The organism is Gallintestinimicrobium propionicum (genome assembly GCF_025567525.1).
Taxonomy (GTDB): domain Bacteria; phylum Bacillota; class Clostridia; order Lachnospirales; family Lachnospiraceae; genus Gallintestinimicrobium; species Gallintestinimicrobium propionicum.
Window position 1 is genome coordinate 25,643 of sequence record NZ_JAOQJY010000001.1, and the last position, 25,815, is coordinate 51,457.

Below are 25,815 nucleotides of genomic sequence, written 5' to 3' on the forward strand. Positions count from 1 at the left end.
GTACATAGGAGGACAAATGAAATTCGGATTTGGAAAGAGAATTGCCGGTTTTGTGCTGGCGGCTGCGGTAGCGGCAGGAACGTTTCTTTCAACACCGGCGACTGCCAAGGCGGCTGCACCGCTCGCGAAGGGAATTGATGTATCCAAATATCAGGGCGCGGTAAACTGGTCCGCAGTCAAAAATGCAGGCTATAGCTTTGCGTTCATAAAGGCGGGAAGCGCAAAGAGCGGTTTAGACCCGTATTATGCGGTGAATATGGCGGGAGCGACTGCAGCTGGCATGAAGGTCGGCGTCTACATTTACTCGTATGCGACAACCGTAGAGGGCGCGATGACGGAGGCTCAGTTTGCCATTGCAGCGATGGAACCTTATTCGGTCAGCTATCCGGTCGTATATGACCTGGAGGATTCCATCCATAAAAACATGTCTCCCGATCAGCTGGCAGCGTTGACGGTGGCATTTTGCAGCACCGTACAGCAGGCAGGCTATTATCCGATGGTTTATTCCAGCAAAAACTGGATGGTCGGCAAGATCGCGGCAACCCCTTATGACAAATGGATTGCACAGTACAACACGGTATGCGAATATCCCAATCCGGCGTTCTGGCAGTATTCCAGCAGCGGTGTCGTTGCGGGCATAAACGGCAGTGTGGATGTAAACTATCAGTTCAAGGATTACTCCAACCTGATCGTTGCAAACGGCTTCGTAGACCGTGCGGGTGGCAGATATTATTATAAGAACTACAGAATGCAGTACGGCTTCATAGAGGATGGAGGTAAGCGCTACTTCATGAATGCGGACGGCACACTGTACAAAAAGGGGTGGCTTGGTGACAGCCTTAACATGATGTACATGGATACCAAGGACGGCCATATGCTGACTGATCTGGTGGAAATCGGTGGAAAGAAATATTATTTTGATTCCAATGGCCTGATGCAGAGAGGCATGATCCCGTTAAATGGCAAGATTTATCTGTTCGGAGCAGATGGTGCAATGCAGTACGGCTTTTACAGCGACCCGACCGCAGGAACCAGATACTTTAAGACGGATGGTTCTATGGCAGCCAACGAACTTCTGACAGTCGGCACAAACAAATATTATTTCAATACAAATGGCGTGATGGCGACCGGGCTGACCAATATCGGCGGCGTGACTTATCTGTTCGGAGCAGACGGCGCAATGCAGTACGGCTGGTATACGGATGCTTCCGGCATGCGTTACTTCCAGACAAACGGCGCGATGGCAGTCAATACGACACTGGCAGTAGGCGGCGTGACCTATGTGTTTGATGCAAACGGTCTGGCAACTGCAGTGCCGGTGATCAATCCTGCAACATGGGTAACGGATCCTGCGACAGGTGTGACGATTGATACAGCTACCGGAGCAGTCGTTCCGGCAGAGACCGTTGCAGCGGCAGCTGCAGCAGCGATTGCGCAGAAATAAGCGAAAAAGGAATAATCCGGGAGCAGGGACATAAAAATAGTGGTAAAACGGATGGACGGAGTGTAGGAAATGAGACAATCCTTCTGGAAAAAAGTCTTGGCAGCATGGCTGTCATTTCTGCTGATTTTTATGGCATCCCTGGTTCCGGGACTGGATGGAACAGCAGCAGAGGGGGCGGTAACGGTGTCGGCCCCTTCTGCCATTTTACTGGAAGCGCAGACCGGGACAGTGATCTTTGAAAAGGATGCAGACCGGATCTGCTCGCCTGCCAGTATTACCAAGATTATGACGCTGCTGCTGATTTTTGAAGCGCTCGGACAGGGGCAGATCCATCTGACGGATGAAGTGGTGACGAGTGAACACGCGCAGTCGATGGGCGGTTCGCAGGTGTTTCTGGAAGCAGGAGAAGTGCAGACAGTGGAAACGCTGATCAAATGTATTGCGGTTGCAAGCGGCAACGACGCGGCGGTTGCGATGGCGGAATACATCTGCGGAAGCGAAGAAGCCTTTGTTACAAAGATGAATGAAAAGGCACAATCATTGGGTATGACAAATACGCATTTTACGGACTGCTGCGGACTGACGGACGACGACAGCCACCATACAACGGCGCGGGATGTGGCGATTATGAGCCGCGAGCTGGTACAGAAATATCCAGACATCTATCAGTATACCGGAATCTGGATGGAGGATATTACCCATACGACGGCGCGGGGCAGCACGCCGTTTACACTTTCGTCCACCAACAAGCTGCTAAAGCAGTACCAGTGGGCGACGGGGCTGAAAACCGGTTCAACGGCGAAGGCGAAATATTGTCTGTCTGCAACTGCCAGAAAAGATGGGATGGACCTGATTACGGTCGTGATGACTGCACCGGATTCCAGGGCACGTTTTCTGGATGCGGCAACGCTGCTTTCTTACGGTTACAGCGTCAGCGCCCTGTACCGGGACGATAATAAAGACCAGCTTCTTCCAGTTTCCGTAAAAGGCGGACAGGAAGAAACGGTTCCGGTCGTCTATGCGTCGGAGTTTGTCTGGCTGGATACCGATGGCAACGATATTTCTATGGTTCAGAAAAAAATTTCTGTCCCAAAAGAGGCAGAGGCACCGGTCGTTGTAGGCACAAAGGCAGGCGAAGCGATTTATCGCCTGAACGGAGAGCAGATCGGTACGGTTCCCATTTTGTATGCAAGCAACGTGGAAAAAGCGTTTTACAGAGATTATGTGAAAAAAGCGGTGACAGCGTTTTTGCTGTGAGTTTTGTGGAAAGAGGCAGTAAAAGGATGCTGCAGGAGCAGATGCGGATAAAAGCCGGAAATGGCTTTACAGATTCAAAAAGAGAGGATGCCTATGTGGAAGATTCTGGTCATTTTGTTGTGTCTGACAGCACTTATACTGCTGGTTGTGATGATATGTGACAGCAATCGATTTGTGAAAGTTTCCTATCGAATTTCAGATCGGAGGCTGAAAAAAAACTGCAGAGTGGTTCTGCTTGCAGATCTGCACAACAAATCCTACGGCAAACACAATGAAAAGCTGCTCGCTGCGATAAAGTCCAGTAATCCGGATCTGATTCTGTGCGCAGGAGATCTGATTACCTCCCGGTCAGGGAAGTCAATGGAACATGCAAAGGAGCTTGTCAGGGCGATTTCTGCAGAGTATCCGTTTTATTATGCAAACGGCAATCACGAATACCGGATTTATCGGGAACCGCAAACCTATGGGAAAATGGGGGCATCCTATCGTGCGTTTTTAAAAGGAAACCATGTGCGGATTCTTGAAAACGGCAGCGTTTTGCTGCCGGAGTATGGAATCCGCATTACCGGTCTTGACTTGCCGCGAGAATATTATCAGAAGCTGGATCGCACAAAACTGGAATCGAAAACAATTTCCCGGATGGTCGGACATGCTGACCGAAATGATTTTCAGGTGTTGCTTGCCCACAATCCGGTTTTTTTTGACGCCTATGCCGGCTGGGGCGCGGATCTGACGCTTTCCGGACATATTCACGGCGGAATTGTACGGATTCCGGGTATCGGCGGGGTGATTTCCACGTCCTATCGGCTGTTCCCGAAATATGACGGCGGTTATTATGAACAGAATCAGAAAAAGATGATTGTCAGCAGAGGGCTGGGCAGCCATACAATTCCGGTACGGCTGTTCAATCCGGCGGAGCTTGTGGTCATTGATCTGGTCACAGAAGAGTAAAAAGATTCCGATTGTCTGCCTGTCGGCAGATGGAATTTTTAAAGGCACTTACTGGAGAAAAATATGGCGCTTGAGGTCAAACTGGAAGTATTTGAGGGTCCGCTGGATCTGCTTTTACATTTGATTGAAAAAAATAAAGTCGATATTTACGATATTCCGATCGTGGAAATCACGGAACAGTATCTGGATTATATCCGTCAGATGCAGACGGAAGACATGAACGTCATGAGCGAATTTTTGCTGATGGCGGCAACACTTCTGGACATCAAGTGTCGGATGTTGCTTCCCCGTGAGGTCAATGAAGAGGGCGAGGAAGAAGATCCGAGAGCAGAGCTGGTGGAAAAGCTGCTGGAATACAAGATGTATAAGTATATGTCCTTCGAGCTGCGGGACATGGAGCTGGATGCGGCGAAGAGCTTTTACAGGGAAAAGGATGTTCCAAGAGAGGTGGAGGCGTATCGTCCGCCGCTGGATTACAACGAACTGCTCAAAGATATGACGCTGGCGAAGTTACAGGAGATTTTTGAGGGAATCCTGAAACGCCAGGAGGACAAAAAAGACCCGGTGCGCAGCAATTTCGGCAGAATCGAAAAAGATGAGGTCAGCGTAGACCAAAAAGCGGTCTATGTGGAGGATTTTATCCGGACGCATAAACGGTTTTCCTTCCGGGCACTTTTGGAAAAGCAGCACAGCAAGGTCGAAGTGATCGTGACCTTTCTGGTGGTGTTGGAGCTGATGAAAACCGGAAAAATTACGGTAGAGCAGGCTTCGATCAATGATGATATGACGGTGATATCGAGGGAGGAACAAATGGCATGAAGCTGACAGAAAAGGAAGCAGCGCTGGAAGCAATTCTCTTTACGATGGGGGAAGCAGTGGAAACGAAACGACTGGCAGAAGCAATTGGCGAGACGCCTGAAAAAACGCGGGAACTGTTAGAAAAACTGCGCGCAGGCTGGGAAAAGGAGCACCGGGGGGTGAACCTGATTTCGCTCGAAGATTCCTGGCAGATGTGTACCCGGTCGGAATTTTACGATTATCTGATCCGCATCGCCAAAGCTCCGAAGAAATATACGCTGACCGACACACTGCTGGAAACTCTTTCAATCATTGCCTACAAGCAGCCGGTGACGCGCCTTGACGTCGAGAAGATCAGAGGCGTCAATTGCGACCATGCGATCAACCGTCTGGTAGAATACGATCTGGTAGAAGAGCTGGGACGGCTGGATGCGCCAGGACGCCCGCTTTTATTCGGCACGACAGAACAGTTTTTGCGGTCGTTTGGCGTAGGCTCTCTGGAAGAGCTGCCGGAGCTGTCCGCCGTACAGGTTGAAGAATTCAAAGAGCAGGCAGAGCAGGAGGCAGTGCTGCAGCTGCAGACGTGATTCGCATATCACAGCTGTCCTGCGGCATATAATAGGAAGAAATCCCGGAAAGGGGAATAAATATGCCGATCGGGAATCGAAACTGGAAGTCTGCAGGAGCACTGACGGCACTCGTGCTGATGTTGTTTACGACTGTATCTGTACCAGAGATGACTGTGAACGCCGGAAATAGCTATGCAGCGTCCGGATCTGCCGCAGCGACCGCAGACGAACGAAAAAATGAGACAAGTTTAACCAATGAGCTGTACGCCCGTGCCGCCGTCCTGATGGACGCGGAGAACGGGCGTATTTTGTTTTCCAAAAACGGGGACGAAGTCCTGCCGATGGCGAGCACGACGAAGATCATGACCTGTGTTTTGGCACTGGAAACTGGAAATCCGGAGGACGTCCTGCCGGTTTCTTCTTATGCGGCGAGGCAGCCGAAGGTACATATGGGCGTGCAGAAGGGCGAGTATTACCGAATGGAGGATCTCCTTTACGGGCTGATGCTGGAATCCTATAACGATGCAGCAGTGGTGATCGCAGAGTATTACGGGAGTAAGGCGGCTGGGCTTTCCATGGACTGCAGCCTGCACACAGAGGAAGAAAGCAGGAAGGCAGTGCTTACCTTTGCCCGGAAAATGAATGAAAAAGCAAAGGAAATCGGCTGTGAGAACACGTTTTTTATCACGCCGAACGGACTGGACGCAGAGCTTGAAACAGACGGAACACAAAAACAGCATTCCTGTACGGCGACAGACCTCGCTGCAATCATGCGCTACTGTGCGTTTATGTCTCCCCAAAAGGAGACTTTTCTTACAATTACCAGAACGGCTTCCAGGCAGTTTTGCAGCCTGAAAAAAGCGCAGGACGGGACGTTTGAAACCGGAACCAGGACAGTCAGTGCTGCAAACCACAACGCATTTTTACAGATGATGGACGGAATGCTGTCCGGGAAAACCGGATTTACCGGAAAAGCGGGATACTGCTATGTGGGCGCGCTTACAAAAGGGAAAAAAAGTTTTACCATTGCGCTGCTGGCGTGCGGCTGGCCGAACAATCGCACATGGAAATGGCACGATGCGAGGCTGCTTTTGGAATATGGATTGGAAGCATTTGACCAAAGAAGCCTGCAGCAGCCTGACCTGCCAAAGACGCTTTTGGTGGAAAACGGACAGCTTGCGGAGGTTTCGTTAAATTGCCCCAAAAAGGAAATTCGGATGCTGCTTTCCAGAGGCGATCAGACGGATGTGCGCGTGAGCCTGCCCGGACAGTTGACGGCACCGGTCGAAGCGGGTGAACAGGTCGGGACGGTGAGCTATCTGGTAAATGGCGCGCTTTATGAGCAATTACCTGTTACAGCGGCATTTGGGGTACCGAAAATCACCTATTGTTACTGCTTGAAAAGACTTCTTGCCCTGGTGTTGTTGTAAAAACCGCTGTAAAAGAGAAGCAATTTAAAAATAAATAAGTAGAATATTTCTAAAATATATCTGGCAGACTGCACTTTTTCGTGTTATACTTCTAAAGTACGGATCTTAACTGGTCTATTATATTACCCAATATAACATGGAGGGCTGAAAAAATGAGCAATACTTCACAAGCGAGTCAAAGAATTACAGCTTTACTCGACGAAAACAGTTTCGTTGAAATCGGCGCGAAGGTAACTGCCAGAGCTACAGATTTCAATCTGAAACAGACAAAAACCCCTTCCGACGGTGTGATCACCGGCTACGGGGTGATCGATGGCAACCTTGTGTATGTGTACAGCCAGGATGCTTCTGTTTTGGGGGGAAGCGTTGGCGAGATGCACGCCAGAAAAATTGCAGGCCTTTATGACCTGGCAAGTAAGACAGGTGCGCCGGTGATCGGACTGATTGATTCCACAGGCTTACGTTTGCAGGAAGCAACGGATGCGTTAAACGGTTTCGGTGAAATCTACCGCAAACAGGCTCTGGCATCCGGCGTGATCCCGCAGATCACAGCAGTATTTGGCAGCTGCGGCGGCGGTCTGGCACTGATTCCGGGATTGACAGACTTTACCTTTATGGAAAGCAAAAAAGCAAAGCTGTTTGTAAATTCCCCGAACGCTATGGAAGGCAGCTGGACAGAGAAGGACGATACCTCTTCTGCAAAATTCCAGAGCGAGGAAGCCGGACTGGTTGATTTCGTGGGCACAGAGGAGGAAATCCTTTCCCAGATCCGCGAGCTGGTATGCATGATCCCCGGCAATAACGAAGAAAACGACGCTTACGGCGAATGCGAGGACGATTTAAACCGTGACATCGCAGATGCTGCAGGCTATAACGGAGATACCACGATTGTCCTGTCCATGCTGGCGGATGATCAGAACTTTGTAGAAGTAAAGAGCGCTTACGGCAAGGATATGGTAACTGGCTTCCTGCGCTTAAACGGCGAGACAGTCGGTGCAGTTGCAAACCGCAGCCGCATCTATGATGAAGAAGGCAAGGAAACAGCAAACTTCGGTGAAGTCCTTTCTGCGGCGGGCTGTGAAAAGGCTGCTGATTTTGTAAACTTCTGTGACGCATTCAGCATCCCGGTTCTGTCCCTGACAGATGTTGCAGGCTATGCTGCAAGCAAATGTGAAGAGAAGAAGATCGCAAAGGCTGCTGCAAAGCTGACCTATGCATTTGCAGGCGCGACCGTTCCGAAAGTAAACGTTGTAATCGGCAAGGCTTTCGGAAGCGCTTATACTGTTATGAACTCCAAGGCAATCGGCGCAGACATTACATATGCATGGCCGGATGCGAAGATCGGCACAATGGATGCGAAGCTGGCAGCTAAGATTATCTGTGACGGTCAGGATGCTGCAGCGATCGACGCATGCGCAGCAGAGTATGAAGCACTGCAGACCAGCGCAGAGAGCGCAGCACAGAGAGGCTATGTAGATCAGATCATCGAAGCAGCAGACACCAGAAAATATGTGATCGGTGCATTCGAGATGCTGTTCACCAAACGGGAGGACGGTCCTGTCAGAAAGCACGGCACAGTCTAAGAAAGGAAGCTGTTTCATATGAAAAAATTTTTGCTGCTGTTAGGTATGGTGACCTGCCTGATCGGTACAGCCGCGTGCGGCAAAGCAGACCAGGTGCAGGAAAGCCAGCTGCAGATCGATGAAGCAAGCCTGATCAATTATTCTGATCAGGTGGTAAACGCACTGAACGAGATTGTAACCGGTGGCATGCAGGATCAGTATGCAAGCGACGCGGTTATCAGCGCCGGCATTTCCAGCTGGGAATTGGCGATGTCCGATCTGGGTGCATATAATGGAGTGACAGATCATAAAGTAGAGATTGGTTCCGACGAGGCGATTGTGGAAGCGAGCGTTTCCGGTGCGGATCATAATGCGGTTGTTACCTTGATTATCAATGACCAGGGCAGCCTGTCTTCCATCACAGTAAATGTAGAGCGTTCCATGGGTGAGCTGATGTTAAATGCAGCCCTTAACACCCTGATGGGTATGGGAACGGTATTTATTATCCTGATTCTGATCAGCTTGTTAATCGGCTGCTTCAAGTTTATCCCGCAGATTCAGGAAAAGTTTTCCAAGAAGAACAAACAGCCTGCAGCTGCTCCGGCAGCGGCACCGGTTGTTGCAGCGCCTGTTGAAGAAGAGGAAGAAACCTCAGATGAAGAGCTGATCGCAGTAATCGCAGCGGCGATTGCGGCAAGCGAAGGCAGCACATCGACAGACGGATTTGTTGTAAGAAGTATCAGACGGCGCAGCGGAAGCTGGAAAAATGCCTGAGCAAAAAGCATATTACTCACAGGAGGATTGAATCATGAAGAATTATACCATTACCGTAAACGGAAACGTATATGATGTTACAGTAGAAGAAAGCGGCGCAGCACCGGTTGCAGCACCCAAGACCGCACCTAAGGCAGCTCCGAAAGCAGCGCCCAAGGCTGCTCCCAAAGCAGCAGCTCCGGCAGGTGCAGCAGGCAGCATCCGCGTAGAAGCAGGCGCAGCCGGCAAGGTATTCAAGATTGACGCTGCGGTTGGCCAGGCTGTAAAATCCGGCGATCCGGTTGTTACCATCGAAGCAATGAAGATGGAAATCCCCGTTGTAGCTCCTAAGGACGGTACTGTGGCAAGCATCAATGTAGCAGTCGGCGACGCGATCGAAGCAGGTGCATTACTGGCAACCTTAAACTGATCCGGATTGTCCGGCCCTGATTACTGACACAGGAGGTCAACGAAATGTCTTATATTACGACTACGATGGACAACCTGATTCATCAGACTGCATTTTTCAATATGACATGGGGAAATGTAGTGATGATTCTGGTGGCATGCGTGTTCCTTTACCTGGCAATCGCCAAGGAATTCGAGCCGCTGCTGCTTGTCCCGATTGCATTTGGCATGCTGCTTGTAAATATCTACCCGGATATCATGCTGAGCTTTGAGGATTCCTCAAACGGCGTAGGCGGCCTGCTGTATTATTTCTACAAACTGGATGAATGGGCAATTCTGCCGTCCCTGATCTTCATGGGTGTCGGTGCGATGACAGACTTCGGTCCGCTGATTGCAAACCCGAAGAGTTTCCTGCTGGGAGCTGCAGCACAGTTTGGTATCTTCGCTGCATACTTCGGTGCGATTGCGATGGGCTTCAATGACAAAGCTGCAGCTGCAATCTCCATCATCGGCGGTGCAGACGGCCCTACCTCTATTTTCCTTTGCGGTAAGCTGGGACAGACCCAGCTGCTTGGACCGATCGCAGTAGCGGCATATTCCTATATGTCCCTGGTGCCGATCATCCAGCCCCCGATTATGAAGCTTCTGACCACAGAAAAAGAGCGGAAGATTAAGATGGAACAGCTCCGTCCGGTTACAAAGCTGGAGCGTATCCTGTTCCCGATCATCGTTACAATCGTTGTCTGCCTGATCCTGCCTACCACAGCTCCACTGGTTGGTATGCTGATGTTAGGTAACCTGTTCAGAGAAAGCGGTGTGGTTCGTCAGCTGGCGGATACCGCATCCAACGCCCTGATGTACATCGTTGTAATTCTGCTCGGTACTTCCGTTGGCGCAACGACAAGTGCAGAAGCATTCTTAAACTGGGATACCATCAAGATCGTTGTGCTGGGTCTGATTGCATTCGCATTCGGTACCGCTGCAGGCGTTCTGTTCGGTAAACTGATGTGCAAGGTTTCACATGGAAAGGTAAATCCGCTGATCGGTTCCGCAGGCGTATCTGCTGTGCCGATGGCAGCCCGCGTATCGCAGAAGGTTGGCGCTCAGGCAGATCCTACCAACTTCCTGCTGATGCATGCGATGGGTCCGAACGTAGCCGGCGTTATCGGTACTGCAGTAGCAGCCGGTACGTTTATGGCGATCTTCGGTGTGTTCTAAAGAATATCTGATCTGAATTTCGGAACCGACCGCGCATGCTGCAGGGCAGGATGGCGGTCAGGCTCCGCCTGTTGCCGGATACAGATGCTGTCCGGTAAAATAGAACAGTATGGAGGAAATGACAATGCCTGTACAAAAACCGATTAAAATTACGGAAACTGTACTTCGTGATGCACATCAGTCGCTGATTGCGACCAGAATGCCTACCGAGTTAATGCTTCCTATCGTAGATAAAATGGATAAAGTCGGATATCATTCCGTAGAATGCTGGGGCGGCGCAACCTTTGATGCGTGCCTGCGTTTCTTAAAGGAAGATCCGTGGGATCGTCTGCGCAAGCTGCGTGACGGTTTCAAAAATACCAAACTGCAGATGCTGTTCCGTGGACAGAATATCCTCGGATATCGTCACTATGCAGATGATGTGGTAGAGTATTTCGTACAGAAATCTATCGCAAACGGTATTGATATCATCCGTATTTTCGACTGCTTAAACGACCTGCGCAACCTGGAATGCGCAGTAAAAGCCTGCAACAAGGAAAAAGGACACGCTCAGGTAGCTCTTTCCTATACGCTTGGCGATGCATACACTCTGGATTACTGGACCAATATCGCAAAAGAAATCGAAGATATGGGTGCAGATTCCATCTGTATCAAGGATATGGCAGGTCTGCTGCTTCCGTATAAAGCAACCGAACTGATCAGTGCCATGAAGGGTGCGACCAAGCTGCCGATTCAGCTGCATACCCACTATACCTCCGGCGTTGCAAGCATGACCTACTTAAAGGCTGTTGAAGCTGGCGTAGACGTTATCGACTGTGCAATGTCTCCGTTTGCACTGGGTACTTCTCAGCCTGCAACAGAGGTTATGGTTGAGACCTTCCGCGGCACACCTTATGACACCGGTTACGACCAGAACCTTCTGGCTGAAATCGCTGACTACTTCCGTCCTTACAGAGAAGAGTGCTTAAAGTCCGGTCTGATGGATCCCAAGGTTCTTGGCGTAAACATCAAGACACTGATGTATCAGGTTCCTGGCGGTATGCTTTCCAACATGGTGAGCCAGCTGAAAGAGCAGAACGCAAGCGACAAGTACGACGATGTGCTGAAGGAAATCCCGAAGGTTCGGAAAGACTTTGGTGAGCCTCCGCTGGTTACTCCTTCTTCTCAGATTGTCGGCACACAGGCAGTATTCAATGTCCTGATGGGCGAGCGCTACAAGATGGCAACCGACCAGACCAAGGATCTGCTTTCCGGCAAATATGGCCGCACTGTAAAGCCCTTCAATCCGGAAGTTCAGAAGAAGGTTATCGGCGACAGAGAAGTGATCACATGCCGTCCTGCAGACCTGATTCCGAACGAACTGGAGAAGATCGAATCCGAGATGAAGCAGTGGAAGCAGCAGGATGAAGATATCCTGACCTATGCACTGTTCCCTCAGGTTGCAACCGATTTCTTCAAATATCGTCTTGCACAGCAGGAAAAAGTGGATTTAAAGCAGGCTGACACAAAGAACGCCGCTTATCCGGTATAAGGATTCCATAAAAAGTACAAAGGGAAGCCATCTCTGGCTTCCCTTTTTGCCGTCTATTGACAGTCCGGCGTCCAGCCGCTAAAATGTTAAAAGAAGGTTTTTGCGTGTGAGAAACAAAAACCAGAGGGGCGAGAAGGAAACGAAAAGATGGAGAACAGACACGATATTATTTCCCGGATTAACGAGAAATATGCGGCGATGAGTAAAGGCCATAAGGCGATTGCGACTTATATTATGGAGCACTACGATCAGGCGGCTTTTATGACGGCGGCGAAGCTCGGCGCAGAGCTTGAAATCAGCGAATCGACCGTAGTCCGGTTTGCAGCCGGACTGGGATATGAAGGCTATCCGCAGATGCAGCAGGCGATCGCGGCATGGGTCAAGGGAAAGTTAAATACCGTGGATGGCGTTGGCGCAAAATATGCGGGCAGTACCCAGTCTGAAATTCTGACCTCTGTCTTAAACAGCGATATCGAAAAGCTGCGGCATACGATCGATCATCTCGACCCGGCAGCATTTGAAACGGCGGTGGATCTGATCCTTTCCGCAAAACGGGTTTATATTCTCGGAATCCGCAGCTGTGAGCCGTTAGCCGGTTTTTTGAGCTTTTATCTGGGGATGATCCGGGATAACGTCATTCAGATCAAGTCCACGAGCACGAGCGAGATTTTCGAGCAGATGCTCCGGATCGACGAAGAGGACTGCATCATCGGTATCAGCTTTCCGCGCTACTCCATGCGGACGTTAAAGGCGATGGAATTTGCAAACGATAGGAGCGCCAAGGTCATTACGATCACGGACAGCGTCCATTCTCCGATGAATTTATATTCTTCCTGCAACCTGCTTGCCAGAAGTGACATGGTTTCGATCGTGGATTCGCTCGTTGCGCCGCTTTCTGTCATCAATGCGCTCGTTGTGGCGCTCTGTATGAAAAGTCCGGAGCAGGTTCGCAAAAATCTGGAGCGGCTGGAAAATGCCTGGAATAATTATCAGGTTTATATGAATGATGAGATCAATTTTATCAATGAGGATTCGGTTCTGACAGAATCCTTTTTAAATCCGAAGGAGACGGAAGATTGAAAAAAAATATCGCGGTAATCGGCGGCGGGGCAGCCGGAATGATGGCGGCTTATGCGGCGGCAAAATCCGGCGCTCAGGTGACGCTTTATGAAAAAAATGAAAAACTGGGTAAGAAAATCTATATTACCGGAAAAGGGCGCTGTAATGTGACAAATGACTGCAGCAGGGACGTCTTTTTCGATCAGGTTGTAACGAATCCGAAGTTTTTATACAGCGCGTTTGAAACGTTTGATAATCAGGCGGTGATGCAGCTTTTGGAGCAGGCGGGTTGTCCGTTGAAAACGGAACGCGGCAACCGCGTGTTCCCGGTATCCGACCATTCTTCGGACGTGATCCGCGCGTTGGAGCGCCTGCTGCAGAGAGAGGGCGTGAAGGTTCATCTGCACAGCAGCGTGAAGCGGGTTCTGGAAGAGGACGGGCAAGCAGTCGGTCTGGAGCTTTCCGATGGGAAAAGGATACAGGCAGACAGCGTGATTGTGGCAACGGGCGGTCTGTCCTATCCGTCTACCGGTTCGACCGGAGATGGCTATCGGTGGGCGGAAGCAACCGGACATAAGGTTGTGGCATGCACGCCGTCATTGGTGCCGTTTGTGACGGAAGATACCTGGTGTGCAAAGCTGCAGGGACTTGCATTAAAAAACGTCAACCTGGCGCTTTACTTCGATGGAAAGGAAATCTATCAGGGCTTCGGGGAAATGCTGTTTACGCACTTTGGCGTGAGCGGACCGCTGGTGTTGTCCGCGAGCAGCTACTACAGCGCGCAGCTTGCAAAATGGACGAAAAAAAACGAAAAGAAAAAACTTTCGCGTCCGGAATGTCGGATAGAACTGAATTTAAAGCCTGCACTGACTGCAGAGCAGCTGGATAAACGGCTTTTGCGGGAATTTGACAGTCAGAAAAATAAAAATTTCGGGAATGCGATAGACGGGCTGTTCCCGGCACGCCTGATTCCGGTCATGCTGGAATTATCCGGAATCGAACCGGAAAAAAAGGTACATGAAATTACGAAACAGGAACGGCAGAAATTTGCGGCGCTGATCCGGAAGCTGCCGATGACAGTGGAGAAAACCGGGGAGTTTGCCGAAGCAATTATTACGCGCGGCGGCGTCTATGTAAAGGATGTCAACCCGTCCACGATGGAATCCAAACGCCTGCCGGGACTGTATTTTGCAGGCGAGGTGCTGGATGTGGATGCACTGACCGGCGGATTTAATTTACAGGTCGCGTGGTCGACCGGCTACCTTGCCGGGACGAGCGCGGCAGGCAGCAATAAAGGAGAATAAAATGGGATACAGCATTGCAATTGACGGACCTGCAGGAGCGGGAAAAAGTACAATCGCCAAAAAGGTGGCGGCAAAGAAAGGCTGCTGTTATGTGGACACAGGCGCGATTTACCGCGCGATGGCATATTTTTTGCTGGAAAACGGCGTAAAAGGGGAAGAAACCGACCGAATCGCAAAAAAATGTCAGGAGGCGAACATCCGGGTCGCATATGAGGCAGGCGAACAGCAGGTATTTTTAAACGGAGAAAATGTAAACAGTAAAATCCGTACCGAAGAAGTCGGACAGATGGCGTCTAAGAGCGCGGCTGTGCCGCAGGTGAGAAGCTGGCTGATCGATCTGCAGCGCGATCTGGCGGTGACGCAGGATGTGATTATGGACGGCAGAGACATTGGAACATGCGTTCTTCCGCAGGCGACAGTCAAAATTTATCTGACCGCATCGGCGGATGTACGCGCAAAGCGCCGTTATGACGAATACCGTGCAAAGGGCATGGACTGCGATTATGAAGAGATTTTAAATACCGTCAAAAAACGGGATATGCAGGATATGACGAGGGCGATCGCGCCGTTAAAGCAGGCGGACGACGCAGTGCTTCTGGATACCTCCGATCTTTCGATCGAAGAGGTTGTTGACCGGATTCTGGAAATCTGCGCGGAAAAAGGCTGCTGAGAATCAGGAGCGAGGAAGAGATTGAAAAATAAAATTTTTCAATCGCGGGATTTGTGTCTGCGCACACTTGACACAAACTCGACATGCGCAAAATGCGTGCGCAGAAATGAGGAAAAGATGGAAGTTTTGCTTGCAAAAAGCGCGGGCTTTTGCTTTGGCGTAAAGCGTGCGGTAGACCGGGTGTACGAGCTGGCGCAGACCAGCGCAAAAATATATACTTACGGTCCGATCATCCATAATGAAGAGGTGGTCGGTGACCTTGAAAAAAAAGGCGTTTCTGTAATTGAAACAAAAGAAGAGCTCAGCCAGATCAAAGAGGGCGTGATTGTGATTCGCTCCCACGGCGTAGCAAAGGAGATTTACGACCAGATCGAGCAGCAGGGGCTGGAATGCGTGGATGCGACCTGCCCGTTTGTCAAGCGAATTCATAATATCGTCGAAAAAGAGAGCGCAAACGGAAAACAGATTTTGATTATCGGCAACGCAGGACACCCGGAAGTAGAGGGGATTATGGGGTGGTCAAGTACCCCTGCGATGGTGGCGGAGTGCACCGAAGAAATCGAACAGATCCACTGTAATCCCGATCAGCCGGTCTGTATTGTGTCGCAGACGACATTTAACTACAATAAATTTCAAGAACTTGTTGAAATTTTCGGAAAAAAAGGTTATGATATTAGTGTTGTGAATACGATCTGTAACGCAACCGAGGAAAGACAGACCGAGGCAAAAGAAATCGCTGCCAAAGTTGATGCAATGATAATAATAGGTGGCAGGCACAGTTCCAATACCAGGAAACTGTACGAGATATGCAGTCGGGAGTGTGCAGATACCTATTTTATACAGACACTGGATGACTTGCATTTAGATCTACCTAAATCTGTCCGACTAGTGGGTATTACAGCCGGGGCATCTACCCCGAACAAAATTATCGAGGAGGTTCAAAATTATGTCCGAATTAACTTTTGAACAGATGCTTGATGCATCACTGAAAACAATACATGCAGGAGAGGTAGTTGAAGGTACAGTCATTGATGTGAAGCCTGAAGAAGCCGTACTGAACATCGGATGCAAATCTGACGGCATTCTGACCAGAAACGAATATTCTAATGACTCCAATCTGGATTTGACAACTGTCGTAAAACCTGGTGACACGATGGAAGTTAAGGTACTGAAAGTCAATGACGGTGAGGGACAGGTTTTGCTGACTTACAAGAGACTTGCTGCTGACAGAGGCAACAAGAGAATCGAAGAAGCCTTCAACAACCATGAAGTTCTGAAAGCAAAAGTAACACAGGTACTGGATGGCGGTCTGATTGTTGTTGTAGATGAAGTTCGTATCTTCATCCCCGCAAGTCTTGTTTCCGATACCTATGAGAAAGATCTGACGAAGTATGCAGATCAGGAGATCGAATTCGTTATCAGCGAGTACAATCCTAAGAGAAGAAGATATATCGGCGATCGCAAGCAGCTGATTGTTGCCAAGAAGGCAGAACAGCAGGCTGCATTGTTCGCAAGAATCCATGAAGGTGACGTTGTAGAAGGCGTTGTAAAGAACGTTACCGATTTCGGTGCATTCGTAGATCTGGGCGGCGCAGATGGTCTGCTTCATATCTCCGAGATGTCCTGGGGACGTATTGAGCATCCTAAGAAAGTCTTCAAGGTTGGCGAAAAACTGAAGGTCCTGATCAAAGAGATCAACGGCAGCAAGATTGCTCTGAGCCTGAAATTCGAAGATCAGAACCCTTGGAAAGATGCAGCAACCAAGTACGCAATCGGCAATGTTGTAACCGGTAAGGTTGCAAGAATGACTGATTTCGGCGCATTCGTTGAGCTGGAATCCGGCATCGATGCTCTGCTTCATGTTTCCCAGATCGCAAAAGAGCATATTGAGAAGCCCTCTGATGTTCTGCAGGTAGGCGAAGAGATTACCGCAAAGGTAGTTGACTTCAACGAAGCGGACAAGAAGATCAGCCTGAGCATCAAAGCGCTGCATGCTCCTGAGAAGAAGGAAGAGCAGGAAGACGGCGATGTAGTATCTGTTGATATCGACAAGGTAATCGCAGATCAGGACGCTGAATAATTGAAACGATAAGAAATAGAACGGGATGTGCGTAAGTTGCGTACATCCTGTTTTTTATCGTATAGGAAACTTCGTTTCCATACGATAAAAACGCTCCGCGAGGATGCGCACCCGGCGCAAGGGTAGATGGTTGCTAAAGCAACCGCGCCTCGGCGCGAGAATGTGCCAAGGCACATTCTTTTTTCTGATTCATAACAATAGAATGCACGCAGAGCGTGCATTCTATTGTTGATTGGATTTCTTACCAACCTATTTCTTTGTTTTCACCAGTGCGCGCAGCAGCCCGGACAGATACTCTTTCTGGACAGATGCGTCAGAATTTAACAAGTCGTCGGCGAGCAGGAAACACTGGCGGTCTTTATGGTTTTCCCGAAATAACGGCAGCTCGTCCGGCACAGAGAAGCAGGGAAGAAATTGTCCTTCTTTTTTTGTATAACAGGTTGCGGCTGTCGCGGGCATGCGCTGCGATTTATCGACGTAAACGGCGACGGATTTGTGAATTGCGGTATCTTCTGCAGGTAGGTAGGAATAGTTTTTATAGTCTGGATAAAAATGCTTTAAAACGCCATCATAGACCGGCAGGCGCAGCAGCACAGTCCGTTCCCTGCCTGCGAGGAAGCAGTTTTTTAAAACAGTGCCGGAGCCGTGCAGGGACAAAGAAACCGGAAGAGGGATATCTGTCTGCAGGGTAAAGACTGCATTGGTCCGCGCTTTTCCAAAAGCGTCCTCGGTATGCTCGAGAGAAAGGGTGACCGGAGAAAAGCCCTGTTCTTCGAAAAATAGCGGGATTGCCATCACGCGGTAAAGAGTGATCATTCCCTCGAGGTCTTCACGGTTGTGTAAAAGCAGGATGTCGAGAAGCTCTTTTGTAGGCTGTATGGCGTAGGAATGATACAGCTCGATCAGCTCGCCGCCGTTAAAATGGTCTTCCCGATGGATGTCGATAAACTCCTCCAGCTGCTTCTGGCGACATCCCGGCAGATGCAGGAGGTTTTTATAAGGGCTTATTTTTTTGTAGATGTCGTGCTGGACGGACGCCGGGACAAAAGAAAGCCCGAATTTTTTCGCGCGGGTCTGCAGAAACGGAACATCGAAGGTTGTTCCGTTAAAATGTACCATGACCGGAAAGGAGGCGGCAAAGGAGAAAAACTGCTGCAAAACATCCGCTTCATCATCGGGCGTCTCCGCAAAAAACTGCCGGGTTTCCCAGCCGTTTGTGGTCAGATAAGCGCAGCCGATCAGATAGACGCAGGCGCTGCGCGCGGAAAATCCGGTGGTTTCGATATCGAAAAATAAAATGTCCTGAGGGGCTTCAAAAAAAGAAGCCAGCTCTTTCGTTGTATCGGATAAAATAGGGTTTTTTAAAGTTTTCATAACCGTATGATAGCATATTTTTGAAATTTCCTGTAGTATTTTGGCTAAAAAAATAGTATGATACAAGATGGAATGTATGTATACAATGTACATGTTCAGAAACAAAAAAGAAAAGGAAGGATGATTGGCGAATGGCTAAGTTGACATTTATGGGCGGCATTCATCCCTATGATGGGAAGGATCTGTCGAAGGATAAGCCCATGAAGGCAGTTCTGCCAAAGGGTGACCTGGTATATCCGCTGTCCCAGCATATCGGTGCGCCTGCAGTGCCTGTCGTGGCAAAGGGAGACCATGTACTGACAGGACAGAAGATTGCGGAAGCCCAGGGTTTTGTATCGGCACCGATTTATGCGACGGTTTCCGGTACAGTTAAGGCGATCGAGCCACACCGCGTCGTAACCGGTGACAATGTAATGAGCATTGTGATTGAGGACGACCATTTATATGAAGAAGCAGAGTTTGTTCCTGCAGACCTGGAGACATTAAGCCGGGAGGAAATTATCGGAAGAGTGAAAGAAGCCGGCATCGTCGGCATGGGCGGCGCAGGTTTCCCGACACATGTAAAACTGAGTCCGAAAAATCCGGACAGCATTACAGATGTCATCGTAAACTGTGCGGAATGCGAACCGTACCTGACCTCTGACTACAGAAGAATGATGGAGGAGCCGGAAAAGCTGATTGCCGGTCTGAAGGTAATGTTAAAGCTGTTCCCGAACGCAAAGGGAACGCTGGCAGTAGAAGATAATAAACCGGATGCAATCGCACTGTTAAAGAAGCTGACAAAGGATGAAACGGATATTTCCGTGGCTGCCTTACATACAAAATACCCGCAGGGCTCGGAGCGCCATCTGATTTATGCGGTGACAGGACGTGCGATCAATTCCTCCATGCTTCCTGCAGATGCGGGTTGTATCGTAGACAATGTTGATACGGTTGTTGCGATCAATCAGGCTGTGCGCGAAGGGAAACCGCTGATGCACCGTATCGTAACGGTAACGGGAGATGCAGTTGCAAACCCTCAAAACTTTATTGTCCGGATTGGTACCAATTACAACGAGTTGATCGAAGAAGCGGGTGGTTTTGTACAGGAACCTGCTAAGATTATTTCCGGTGGTCCGATGATGGGCTTTGGTATTTTTGATTTAAACGTGCCGACAACCAAGACATCCTCCGCACTGCTGTGCCTGACTCATGACGATGTTGCAGATTCACAGCCGTCGGCGTGTATCAACTGCGGACGCTGTGTAGAAGTCTGTCCCGGCAGAGTTGTGCCCAAGCTCCTTGCAGACTATGCAGAACGTCATGACCTCGAAAGATTTGAAGCCTGTAACGGTCTGGAATGCTGCGAATGCGGATGCTGCAGCTATGTCTGCCCGGCAAAGCGTCCTTTGACACAGGCGATCAAATCCGCGAGAAAGATGGTTCTGGCTGAAAAAAAGAAAAAACAGCAGGAGGCGAAGAAATGAGCGATTTACGCAATGTATCCTCCAACCCCCATATCCGGGCGAAGGATACCACTTCCCGGATTATGCTGACAGTAGTTATTGCACTGCTTCTGCCCGCATTTTTTGGCATTTACAATTTTGGCTTCCGGGCACTGGTTCTGATCCTGATCAGTATCGCAACCTGTGTCCTGACCGAGTACATCTATGAAAAACTGATGAAAAAACCCATCACGATCGGCGATTTCTCAGCAGTCGTAACCGGATTGTTACTGGCATTAAACCTGCCTGTATCCGTTCCTTTCTGGATTCCAGTTGTCGGCGGCGTATTTGCAATCCTGGTGGTAAAGATGCTGTTCGGTGGACTGGGACAGAACTTCATGAACCCGGCGCTGGCAGGCAGATGCTTTCTGCTGATTTCCTTTACCTCCCTGATGACGAATTTTAACTGCGATGCCTATACCGGTGCGACGCCTCTGGCAAGTCTGAAAGCAGGAGAAAGCGTTAACGTTCTGAACATGATTCTGGGACGCACGGCTGGTACGATCGGTGAGACCTCTGTGATTGCGATCGTTTTGGGCGCCTGTGTTCTGATCGTTGCAGGTGTAATCGACCTGCGCGTACCGGGTAGCTATATCGCTTCCTTTGCCGTTTTTGTCCTGCTGTTTGCAGCCCTTAGCGGAATTGCAATTAGCCCGGCATATCTGTCCGCACAGCTGGCAGGCGGTGGTCTGATGCTCGGTGCATTCTTTATGGCGACGGACTATGTAACCCGTCCTGTCACCAAAAAAGGACAGTACATTTACGGTGTGATTCTCGGTTTCCTGACCGCGATCTTCCGTATTTTCGGCGCGAGCGCAGAGGGCGTATCCTATGCGATTATTCTGGGCAACCTTCTGGTTCCGCTGATTGAGCGTTATACGATGCCGAAAGCATTCGGAAAAGGAGGAGAGCGGTCATGAAGAGCATGCTGAAAGATGCGGGCATTCTGTTCGCAATCACCCTGGTAGCCGGATTGCTGCTGGGTTGTGTTTATCAGATAACAAAAGAGCCAATCGCACGTCAGGAGGCGCTGGCACAGGAAAATGCGTGCCGTGAGGTCTTTTCTGATGCGGAAAGCTTTGAAGCTGTGACAGATTTTACAGAAGAAGCTGCACAGACTGTGCTCAATGAGGGCGGCTACAGCGCAGCCAGTGTCAATGCCTGTCAGGAGGCAAAGGATGCGTCTGGAACAGTACTTGGTTATGTGCTGACGGTGACAACCCATGAGGGCTACGGCGGAGATATCCAGTTTACCGTTGGCGTGCGCAATGACGGCACATTAAACGGGATTTCTCTGCTGTCTATTTCCGAAACAGCAGGTCTTGGCATGCAGGCGGGAGAAGTTCTGGTTCCCCAGTTTGCAGATAAAAATGCCTATCCGTATGTATACACTAAAACCGGTTCGACAGCAGACAATGAAATTGATGCCATTTCCGGCGCTACGATCACAACCAATGCTGTGACCAATGGAGTCAACGCTGGTGTGTACTATTTCCAGACCATGCTGCAGCAAGGTGCAGGGGAAGGAGCAGCAAATGAGTAAGAAAAATACGCCTGCAGAGCGGCTTTATAACGGTATTGTTAAAGAGAACCCGACGTTTGTTTTGACGCTGGGTATGTGTCCGACCCTGGCAGTTACGACCAGCGCAGTCAACGGTCTGGGCATGGGTCTGACTACGATGGTAGTCCTTGCACTGTGTAACCTGATCATTTCCGCACTGCGCAAGATTATTCCCGATAAGGTGAGAATTCCTGCGTTCATCGTCATCGCTGCGTCTCTGGTTACGATGATGCAGCTTCTGCTGCAGGGCTTTATTCCGTCCCTGTATGATTCGCTGGGTATTTATATTCCGCTGATTGTCGTAAACTGTATCATTCTGGGCAGAGCGGAATCCTATGCGTCCAGAAATCCGGTACTCCCTTCTTTGTTTGATGGTATCGGTATGGGACTTGGATTTTCCGTTGCGCTGACCTGTATTGGTGCAGTTCGTGAAATCCTTGGCGCAGGAGAGCTGTTCGGCTTCCGCGTGATGCCCCAATCCTATGTTCCGTTTTCGATCTTCGTTATGGCGCCCGGCGCATTCTTTGTGCTGGCATTTCTGACTGCTGCCCAGAACAAGATCAAGATAAACGGTGAGAAAAAAGGAAAAGATATGAGCAAAATCCAGTCCGGCTGCTCGGATGACTGTTTAAGCTGTGGCGTTTCCGGCTGCTGCGGTCACAGCTTTTACGGCGCTTCGGATTCGGCTGCTCAGACAAAGAAGGAGGAAGGCTGAACATGATGGAACAGATCCAGCAGTTATTGTTGATCCTGATCAGCTCTGCGCTGGTCAGCAACGTAGTATTGAGCCAGTTTCTGGGACTGTGTCCGTTTCTGGGCGTATCCAAAAAAGTAGAAACTGCAGCGGGAATGGGAACCGCCGTTATTTTTGTCATTACGCTTTCTTCCGGTGTGGCGGGAGCAATTTACAAATTTATTCTGACGCCTTTGAACATCCAGTATCTGCAGACGATCGTATTTATCCTCGTCATTGCGGCGCTGGTACAGTTCGTAGAAATGTTCCTCAAAAAATATATGAAATCGCTGTATGAGGCGCTCGGCGTTTATCTGCCGCTGATTACGACCAACTGCGCGGTGCTCGGTGTTGCGCTGACCAACGTGCAGAAGGAGTACGGCATCTTTACCGGCATGGTGAATGGCTTTGCGACGGCGCTTGGTTTCACGATTTCCATTGTCATTCTTGCGGGCATCCGTGAGAAACTGGAATACAACGATTATCCGGAATCCTTTAAGGGAATGCCGATGGTTCTCGTCACAGCAGGACTGATGGCAATCGCTTTCTGCGGATTTTCCGGACTGTTATAGGAGGCGGAGAATGGTAAGCGGTATCCTGATTGCAATGGCAGTGGTAGGAGCGGTTGGTCTGTTTATCGGCCTGTTTCTGGGCATTGCCGGAATCAAATTTAAAGTAGAAGTAGATGAACGGGAAGAGGCTGTTTTGTCAGCCCTTCCGGGAAATAACTGCGGCGGCTGCGGTTATGCGGGCTGTGCAAATCTGGCGGCAGCAATTGCCAAAGGGGAAGCGCCGGTCAATGCCTGTCCGGTGGGCGGTGAGCCGGTTGGAAAAGAGATCGCAAAGATCATGGGCGTAGAAGCGGGAAAAGAGACGAAAAAGGTTGCATTTGTAGCCTGTCAGGGAACCTGCGATAAGGCGAAGACAGATTATGAGTATCATGGAATCGCCGACTGTGCGATGCTTTCCTTTGTCCCGAACGGCGGTCCGAAATCCTGTGATTATGGTTGTACCGGTTTCGGTAACTGCGTAAAGGCATGTCCCTTCGACGCAATCCATGTCGTAGACGGCGTAGCAGTTGTCGATAAGGAAGCCTGCAAGGCATGTGGAAAATGTGTCGCAGCATGTCCGAAGCACCTGATTTCGCTGGTTCCTTACGATGCAAAGTATCTGGTGGCATGCAGCTCCAAGGCAAAAGGTCCTGTGACGATGAAGGAGTGCAGCGCAGGTTGTATCGGCTGTACACTCTGTCAAAGAAACTGCCCGGTTGGCGCAGCGAAAGTGACGGACTTCCTCGCAAAGATTGATCCTGAAACCTGTAAGGGCTGCGGAATCTGCGCAGAGAAATGTCCAAAGAAAGTGATTGTGAAGCACTGATTGTTTGCGCCTGCGAAGAAGGTTTCGCCGCAGAGCGTTTGGAACGGAAAAAACCGTGTTGTATCAGTTTTGAGATTCGATACAGCGCGGTCTTTTCTCAGTGATTACGATTGCGGGAATCCTTCCGTGCGGTAAATTGTGCCGTCGCTTAAAACGAATAGTGCTTCAATATCCGGCAGGGAGTCGATCAACTCCCTGCCTTTTTCATATCCAAGTAAGAAGCAGGACGTGCTGAGGGCGTCTCCGTCCGTGGAGGAATCGGAGAGGATCGTAACGCTGCTTAGGCCTGTGTCGGCGGGATAACCGGTGTGAGGGTCTAGAATATGATGATACAGCACTCCGTTTTCCCGAAAGCAACGCTCATAATTTCCGGAAGAGACGAGGGACTGGTCTTTTAATGCGACGATATCGACCAGCTCGTTTGTTTCAGAAAACGGCTTTTTGATGCCGGTACGAAATGCTGTGCCATCCGGCTTTTGCCCGACAGCCAGGACGTTTCCACCAAGATTGATCAGGGCGCTTGTGATATTCTTTTGGAGGAAAAATGCTTTCAGGCGGTCTGCGATCGCACCCTTTGCCAGAAATCCGAGGTCAAGCTGTGCATCTGGGTCGGCGAGGGTAACCGTATTGCCGTCGATCCGGATATTGTGGTAATCGACGTGAGGGAGCAGGGCATTGATCTGGGACTGCTTTGGGACAGGACCGGCCGGGTCGCCGGAAAAGTTCCAGAGCTGGGAAATCGGCGTGATTGTCGGATCGATCAGACCGTCTGTTTTTTCAGACCAGTATAACGCTGTCTGCAGCAGAGAGGCAGTTTCAGAATCGACAGTGACAGGCTGTCCATTCGCATGGTTAATATTCCAGATATCACTGCCTTCTTTGGTGTAGCTCAACAGATTTTCATAGTGCTCGCAGAGTTCAAATGCCTCGTTCAGGACGGCTTGGGCATCGTTTCCATAGCATGTCAGGGAAATCACGGTGTCAAAATAGAAGCCGGTTTTGGAAAACGGCTGCGCAGAAGATGCGCTGCAGCCGGTCAGGGATAATGACAGGGTGAAGCACAGCAGGAGAGTGATCGGTGCGAAAAATTTTTTAAATAAAATCATAGATAGAAATCCTTTCAGGTCAAGATAAAAGTTACAGTTCACCCGCGCCATTCGCTATACAATAGATTGCTCGCTCCGCGAACATTCTATTGTCATGAATCGCATCTTTGATGCTTTCCGCTGCTTCGCAGCTCTTTTTGCTCATAAAATGGCGCTCTCTTCGTGCCCTTCTGAGTTCAGATTTTCGTGCAAGCACGGAATCTGAACTCAGAAGGGCATGAGTGAACTGTAATAGATAAAATACTGGATTGCTTTTAGCACGGATGCAATTCTAAAAATATGCGTAATTCGTTCCTATTTTGCCCCAGTATTCCTCCATCCTACCATAAAATGAAGTTTCTGTCGCAGTTTGTCTGTGAAAAAAGTGATTTTTTTCAGACTGGCTGTATAGACTTTTAGAAGGCGTACAGCCGGGAACGGGGATGGAAATGGAAAAAAACAGTACATTAAAATATGGTATATGGCTGACCGGGGCGTCCATGATGTTTGTATCTGCATGGTTTTGCGTCCGGCTGACCGGAACGGTAGGAGAAATGGGACGGTATCTGGACAGCATGGACAGCGTCGTCTGCATGGAGGAACTTTTGGATTATGAAAAAGAAGAAAACGGGCGGACCATGGAGGAAAACGATCTGGCAGAGCCGACGCTGCAGGTGAGGATGCTGGAACGGGAGGATAGCGCAGCAGCTGTTTCAGACAGCACACAGCTTTCTATCAGCAGCGCGGATTATCAGGTGCTTTTGAAAATCGTGGAGGCGGAAGCCGGATCGGAGGATTTAAACGGCAGGATTTTGGTTGCAAACGTCGTCTTAAACCGGGTAAAGAGCGAGCTGTTCCCGGATTGTGTGACAGATGTGGTGTATCAGCACAGCAACGGTGTTTATCAGTTTTCCCCGGTAAAAAACGGAACGATCGACACTGTTTCAATCAGTGAGGAAACGAAACAGGCGGTAGAGTTAGCGCTGGATGGAACGGATTTGTCAAAAGGGGCGCTGTACTTTGCTGCGCGAAATGCGGCGAATGAAAAAAATATGCGCTGGTTCGATACACATCTGGTCAGATTGTTTGCGCATGGCGGACATGAGTTCTTTGGATAAAGACAAAAAATCGGAAAAGGTATTGTCCTGTCAGAAAACCTGTGATAAA

At 49.7% G+C, this 25,815-nt stretch carries 25 protein-coding genes; 23 read left to right on the forward strand and 2 right to left on the reverse strand.

Going from position 1 to position 25,815, the window contains the following annotated elements; all coding sequences use genetic code 11:
• The first annotated feature begins 16 nt into the window (after positions 1 to 16).
• The 16 genes from OCV62_RS00105 (at position 17) to rpsA (ending at position 17,034) form a co-directional block, all read left to right on the forward strand.
• Positions 17 to 1,444 carry a glycoside hydrolase family 25 protein gene (locus OCV62_RS00105; RefSeq protein WP_262584572.1) on the forward strand — a complete coding sequence of 476 codons (1,428 nt, stop codon included), beginning with the start codon at positions 17 to 19 and terminating at the stop codon, positions 1,442 to 1,444.
• 69 nt (positions 1,445 to 1,513) lie between these two features.
• The gene (locus OCV62_RS00110) at positions 1,514 to 2,701 is read left to right on the forward strand and encodes a D-alanyl-D-alanine carboxypeptidase family protein (protein WP_262584574.1); all 1,188 of its coding nucleotides are present in this window, start codon (positions 1,514 to 1,516) and stop codon (positions 2,699 to 2,701) included.
• A 93-nt stretch (positions 2,702 to 2,794) separates the two neighbouring features.
• Complete coding sequence (locus tag OCV62_RS00115; RefSeq protein WP_262584576.1) at positions 2,795 to 3,652, forward strand: metallophosphoesterase; 858 nt, start codon at positions 2,795 to 2,797, stop codon at positions 3,650 to 3,652.
• 63 nt (positions 3,653 to 3,715) lie between these two features.
• On the forward strand, positions 3,716 to 4,471 hold the full coding sequence (locus OCV62_RS00120) for a segregation and condensation protein A (RefSeq protein WP_021914885.1): 756 nt from the start codon (positions 3,716 to 3,718) through the stop codon (positions 4,469 to 4,471).
• Positions 4,468 to 5,037 carry an SMC-Scp complex subunit ScpB gene (gene scpB, locus OCV62_RS00125; protein ID WP_262584578.1) on the forward strand — a complete coding sequence of 190 codons (570 nt, stop codon included), beginning with the start codon at positions 4,468 to 4,470 and terminating at the stop codon, positions 5,035 to 5,037. The genes OCV62_RS00120 and scpB overlap by 4 nt, the downstream gene beginning before the upstream one ends.
• A gap of 62 nt (positions 5,038 to 5,099) precedes the next feature.
• Entirely contained in the window at positions 5,100 to 6,449 is a 1,350-nt protein-coding gene (locus OCV62_RS00130) for a D-alanyl-D-alanine carboxypeptidase family protein (protein WP_262584579.1), read from the forward strand.
• A gap of 152 nt (positions 6,450 to 6,601) precedes the next feature.
• The gene (locus OCV62_RS00135; RefSeq protein WP_021914544.1) at positions 6,602 to 8,032 is read left to right on the forward strand and encodes an acyl-CoA carboxylase subunit beta; all 1,431 of its coding nucleotides are present in this window, start codon (positions 6,602 to 6,604) and stop codon (positions 8,030 to 8,032) included.
• Positions 8,033 to 8,464: 432 nt separating this feature from the next.
• Positions 8,465 to 8,785, forward strand: a complete 321-nt coding sequence (locus OCV62_RS18635; protein WP_412271465.1) for an OadG family protein — start codon at positions 8,465 to 8,467, stop codon at positions 8,783 to 8,785.
• Positions 8,786 to 8,819: 34 nt separating this feature from the next.
• Positions 8,820 to 9,194, forward strand: coding sequence for a biotin/lipoyl-containing protein (locus OCV62_RS00145; RefSeq protein ID WP_021914542.1), 375 nt, complete (start codon positions 8,820 to 8,822; stop codon positions 9,192 to 9,194).
• 44 nt (positions 9,195 to 9,238) lie between these two features.
• Entirely contained in the window at positions 9,239 to 10,390 is a 1,152-nt protein-coding gene (locus OCV62_RS00150) for a sodium ion-translocating decarboxylase subunit beta (protein ID WP_118763516.1), read from the forward strand.
• A gap of 118 nt (positions 10,391 to 10,508) precedes the next feature.
• Positions 10,509 to 11,921: an oxaloacetate decarboxylase subunit alpha gene (locus OCV62_RS00155; RefSeq protein WP_117959849.1), complete on the forward strand. Its 1,413-nt coding sequence runs from the start codon at positions 10,509 to 10,511 to the stop codon at positions 11,919 to 11,921.
• Between the two features lie 147 nt (positions 11,922 to 12,068).
• The gene (locus tag OCV62_RS00160) at positions 12,069 to 13,001 is read left to right on the forward strand and encodes a MurR/RpiR family transcriptional regulator (protein ID WP_262584582.1); all 933 of its coding nucleotides are present in this window, start codon (positions 12,069 to 12,071) and stop codon (positions 12,999 to 13,001) included.
• Positions 12,998 to 14,284 (forward strand): BaiN/RdsA family NAD(P)/FAD-dependent oxidoreductase, encoded by a 1,287-nt coding sequence (locus OCV62_RS00165; RefSeq protein WP_262584583.1) that lies wholly within the window; start codon positions 12,998 to 13,000, stop codon positions 14,282 to 14,284. The genes OCV62_RS00160 and OCV62_RS00165 overlap by 4 nt, the downstream gene beginning before the upstream one ends.
• Before the next feature lies 1 nt (position 14,285).
• Complete coding sequence (gene cmk / locus OCV62_RS00170) at positions 14,286 to 14,954, forward strand: (d)CMP kinase (RefSeq protein WP_262584584.1); 669 nt, start codon at positions 14,286 to 14,288, stop codon at positions 14,952 to 14,954.
• Positions 14,955 to 15,071: 117 nt separating this feature from the next.
• Entirely contained in the window at positions 15,072 to 15,920 is an 849-nt protein-coding gene (ispH, locus tag OCV62_RS00175) for a 4-hydroxy-3-methylbut-2-enyl diphosphate reductase (protein WP_262584585.1), read from the forward strand.
• A complete protein-coding gene (rpsA, locus tag OCV62_RS00180) occupies positions 15,901 to 17,034 on the forward strand; it encodes a 30S ribosomal protein S1 (RefSeq protein WP_021914535.1) in 1,134 nt (377 codons plus the stop codon). The genes ispH and rpsA overlap by 20 nt, the downstream gene beginning before the upstream one ends.
• A gap of 249 nt (positions 17,035 to 17,283) precedes the next feature.
• Here rpsA and OCV62_RS00185 read toward each other — a convergent pair whose 3' ends face one another.
• A complete protein-coding gene (locus OCV62_RS00185; RefSeq protein WP_262584586.1) occupies positions 17,284 to 18,408 on the reverse strand; it encodes a ribonuclease H-like domain-containing protein in 1,125 nt (374 codons plus the stop codon).
• 131 nt (positions 18,409 to 18,539) lie between these two features.
• Here OCV62_RS00185 and rsxC point away from each other — a divergent pair, with 131 nt between their 5' ends.
• From rsxC to OCV62_RS18410, 6 genes are read left to right on the forward strand one after another with little or no spacing between them, the layout of a single operon-like run.
• Positions 18,540 to 19,874, forward strand: coding sequence for an electron transport complex subunit RsxC (gene rsxC, locus OCV62_RS00190; protein WP_021914533.1), 1,335 nt, complete (start codon positions 18,540 to 18,542; stop codon positions 19,872 to 19,874).
• Entirely contained in the window at positions 19,871 to 20,812 is a 942-nt protein-coding gene (locus tag OCV62_RS00195; protein WP_117959842.1) for an RnfABCDGE type electron transport complex subunit D, read from the forward strand. The genes rsxC and OCV62_RS00195 overlap by 4 nt, the downstream gene beginning before the upstream one ends.
• Entirely contained in the window at positions 20,809 to 21,435 is a 627-nt protein-coding gene (locus OCV62_RS00200) for an RnfABCDGE type electron transport complex subunit G (protein WP_262584587.1), read from the forward strand. Before OCV62_RS00195 ends, OCV62_RS00200 begins: the two co-directional genes overlap by 4 nt.
• Positions 21,428 to 22,168 (forward strand): electron transport complex subunit RsxE, encoded by a 741-nt coding sequence (gene rsxE, locus OCV62_RS00205; protein WP_262584588.1) that lies wholly within the window; start codon positions 21,428 to 21,430, stop codon positions 22,166 to 22,168. Before OCV62_RS00200 ends, rsxE begins: the two co-directional genes overlap by 8 nt.
• 14 nt (positions 22,169 to 22,182) lie before the next feature.
• Positions 22,183 to 22,758, forward strand: coding sequence for an electron transport complex protein RnfA (locus OCV62_RS00210; RefSeq protein WP_117959888.1), 576 nt, complete (start codon positions 22,183 to 22,185; stop codon positions 22,756 to 22,758).
• A gap of 10 nt (positions 22,759 to 22,768) precedes the next feature.
• A complete protein-coding gene (locus OCV62_RS18410) occupies positions 22,769 to 23,563 on the forward strand; it encodes an RnfABCDGE type electron transport complex subunit B (protein ID WP_021914528.1) in 795 nt (264 codons plus the stop codon).
• A gap of 104 nt (positions 23,564 to 23,667) precedes the next feature.
• On the opposite strand, the gene OCV62_RS00220 is transcribed toward OCV62_RS18410, so the two are convergent.
• Entirely contained in the window at positions 23,668 to 24,669 is a 1,002-nt protein-coding gene (locus OCV62_RS00220) for an FAD:protein FMN transferase (protein ID WP_262584589.1), read from the reverse strand.
• 428 nt (positions 24,670 to 25,097) lie between these two features.
• Between OCV62_RS00220 and OCV62_RS00225 the strand changes: the two genes are divergently transcribed.
• Positions 25,098 to 25,766, forward strand: coding sequence for a cell wall hydrolase (locus OCV62_RS00225; protein WP_262584591.1), 669 nt, complete (start codon positions 25,098 to 25,100; stop codon positions 25,764 to 25,766).
• The last annotated feature ends 49 nt before the right edge of the window (positions 25,767 to 25,815 follow it).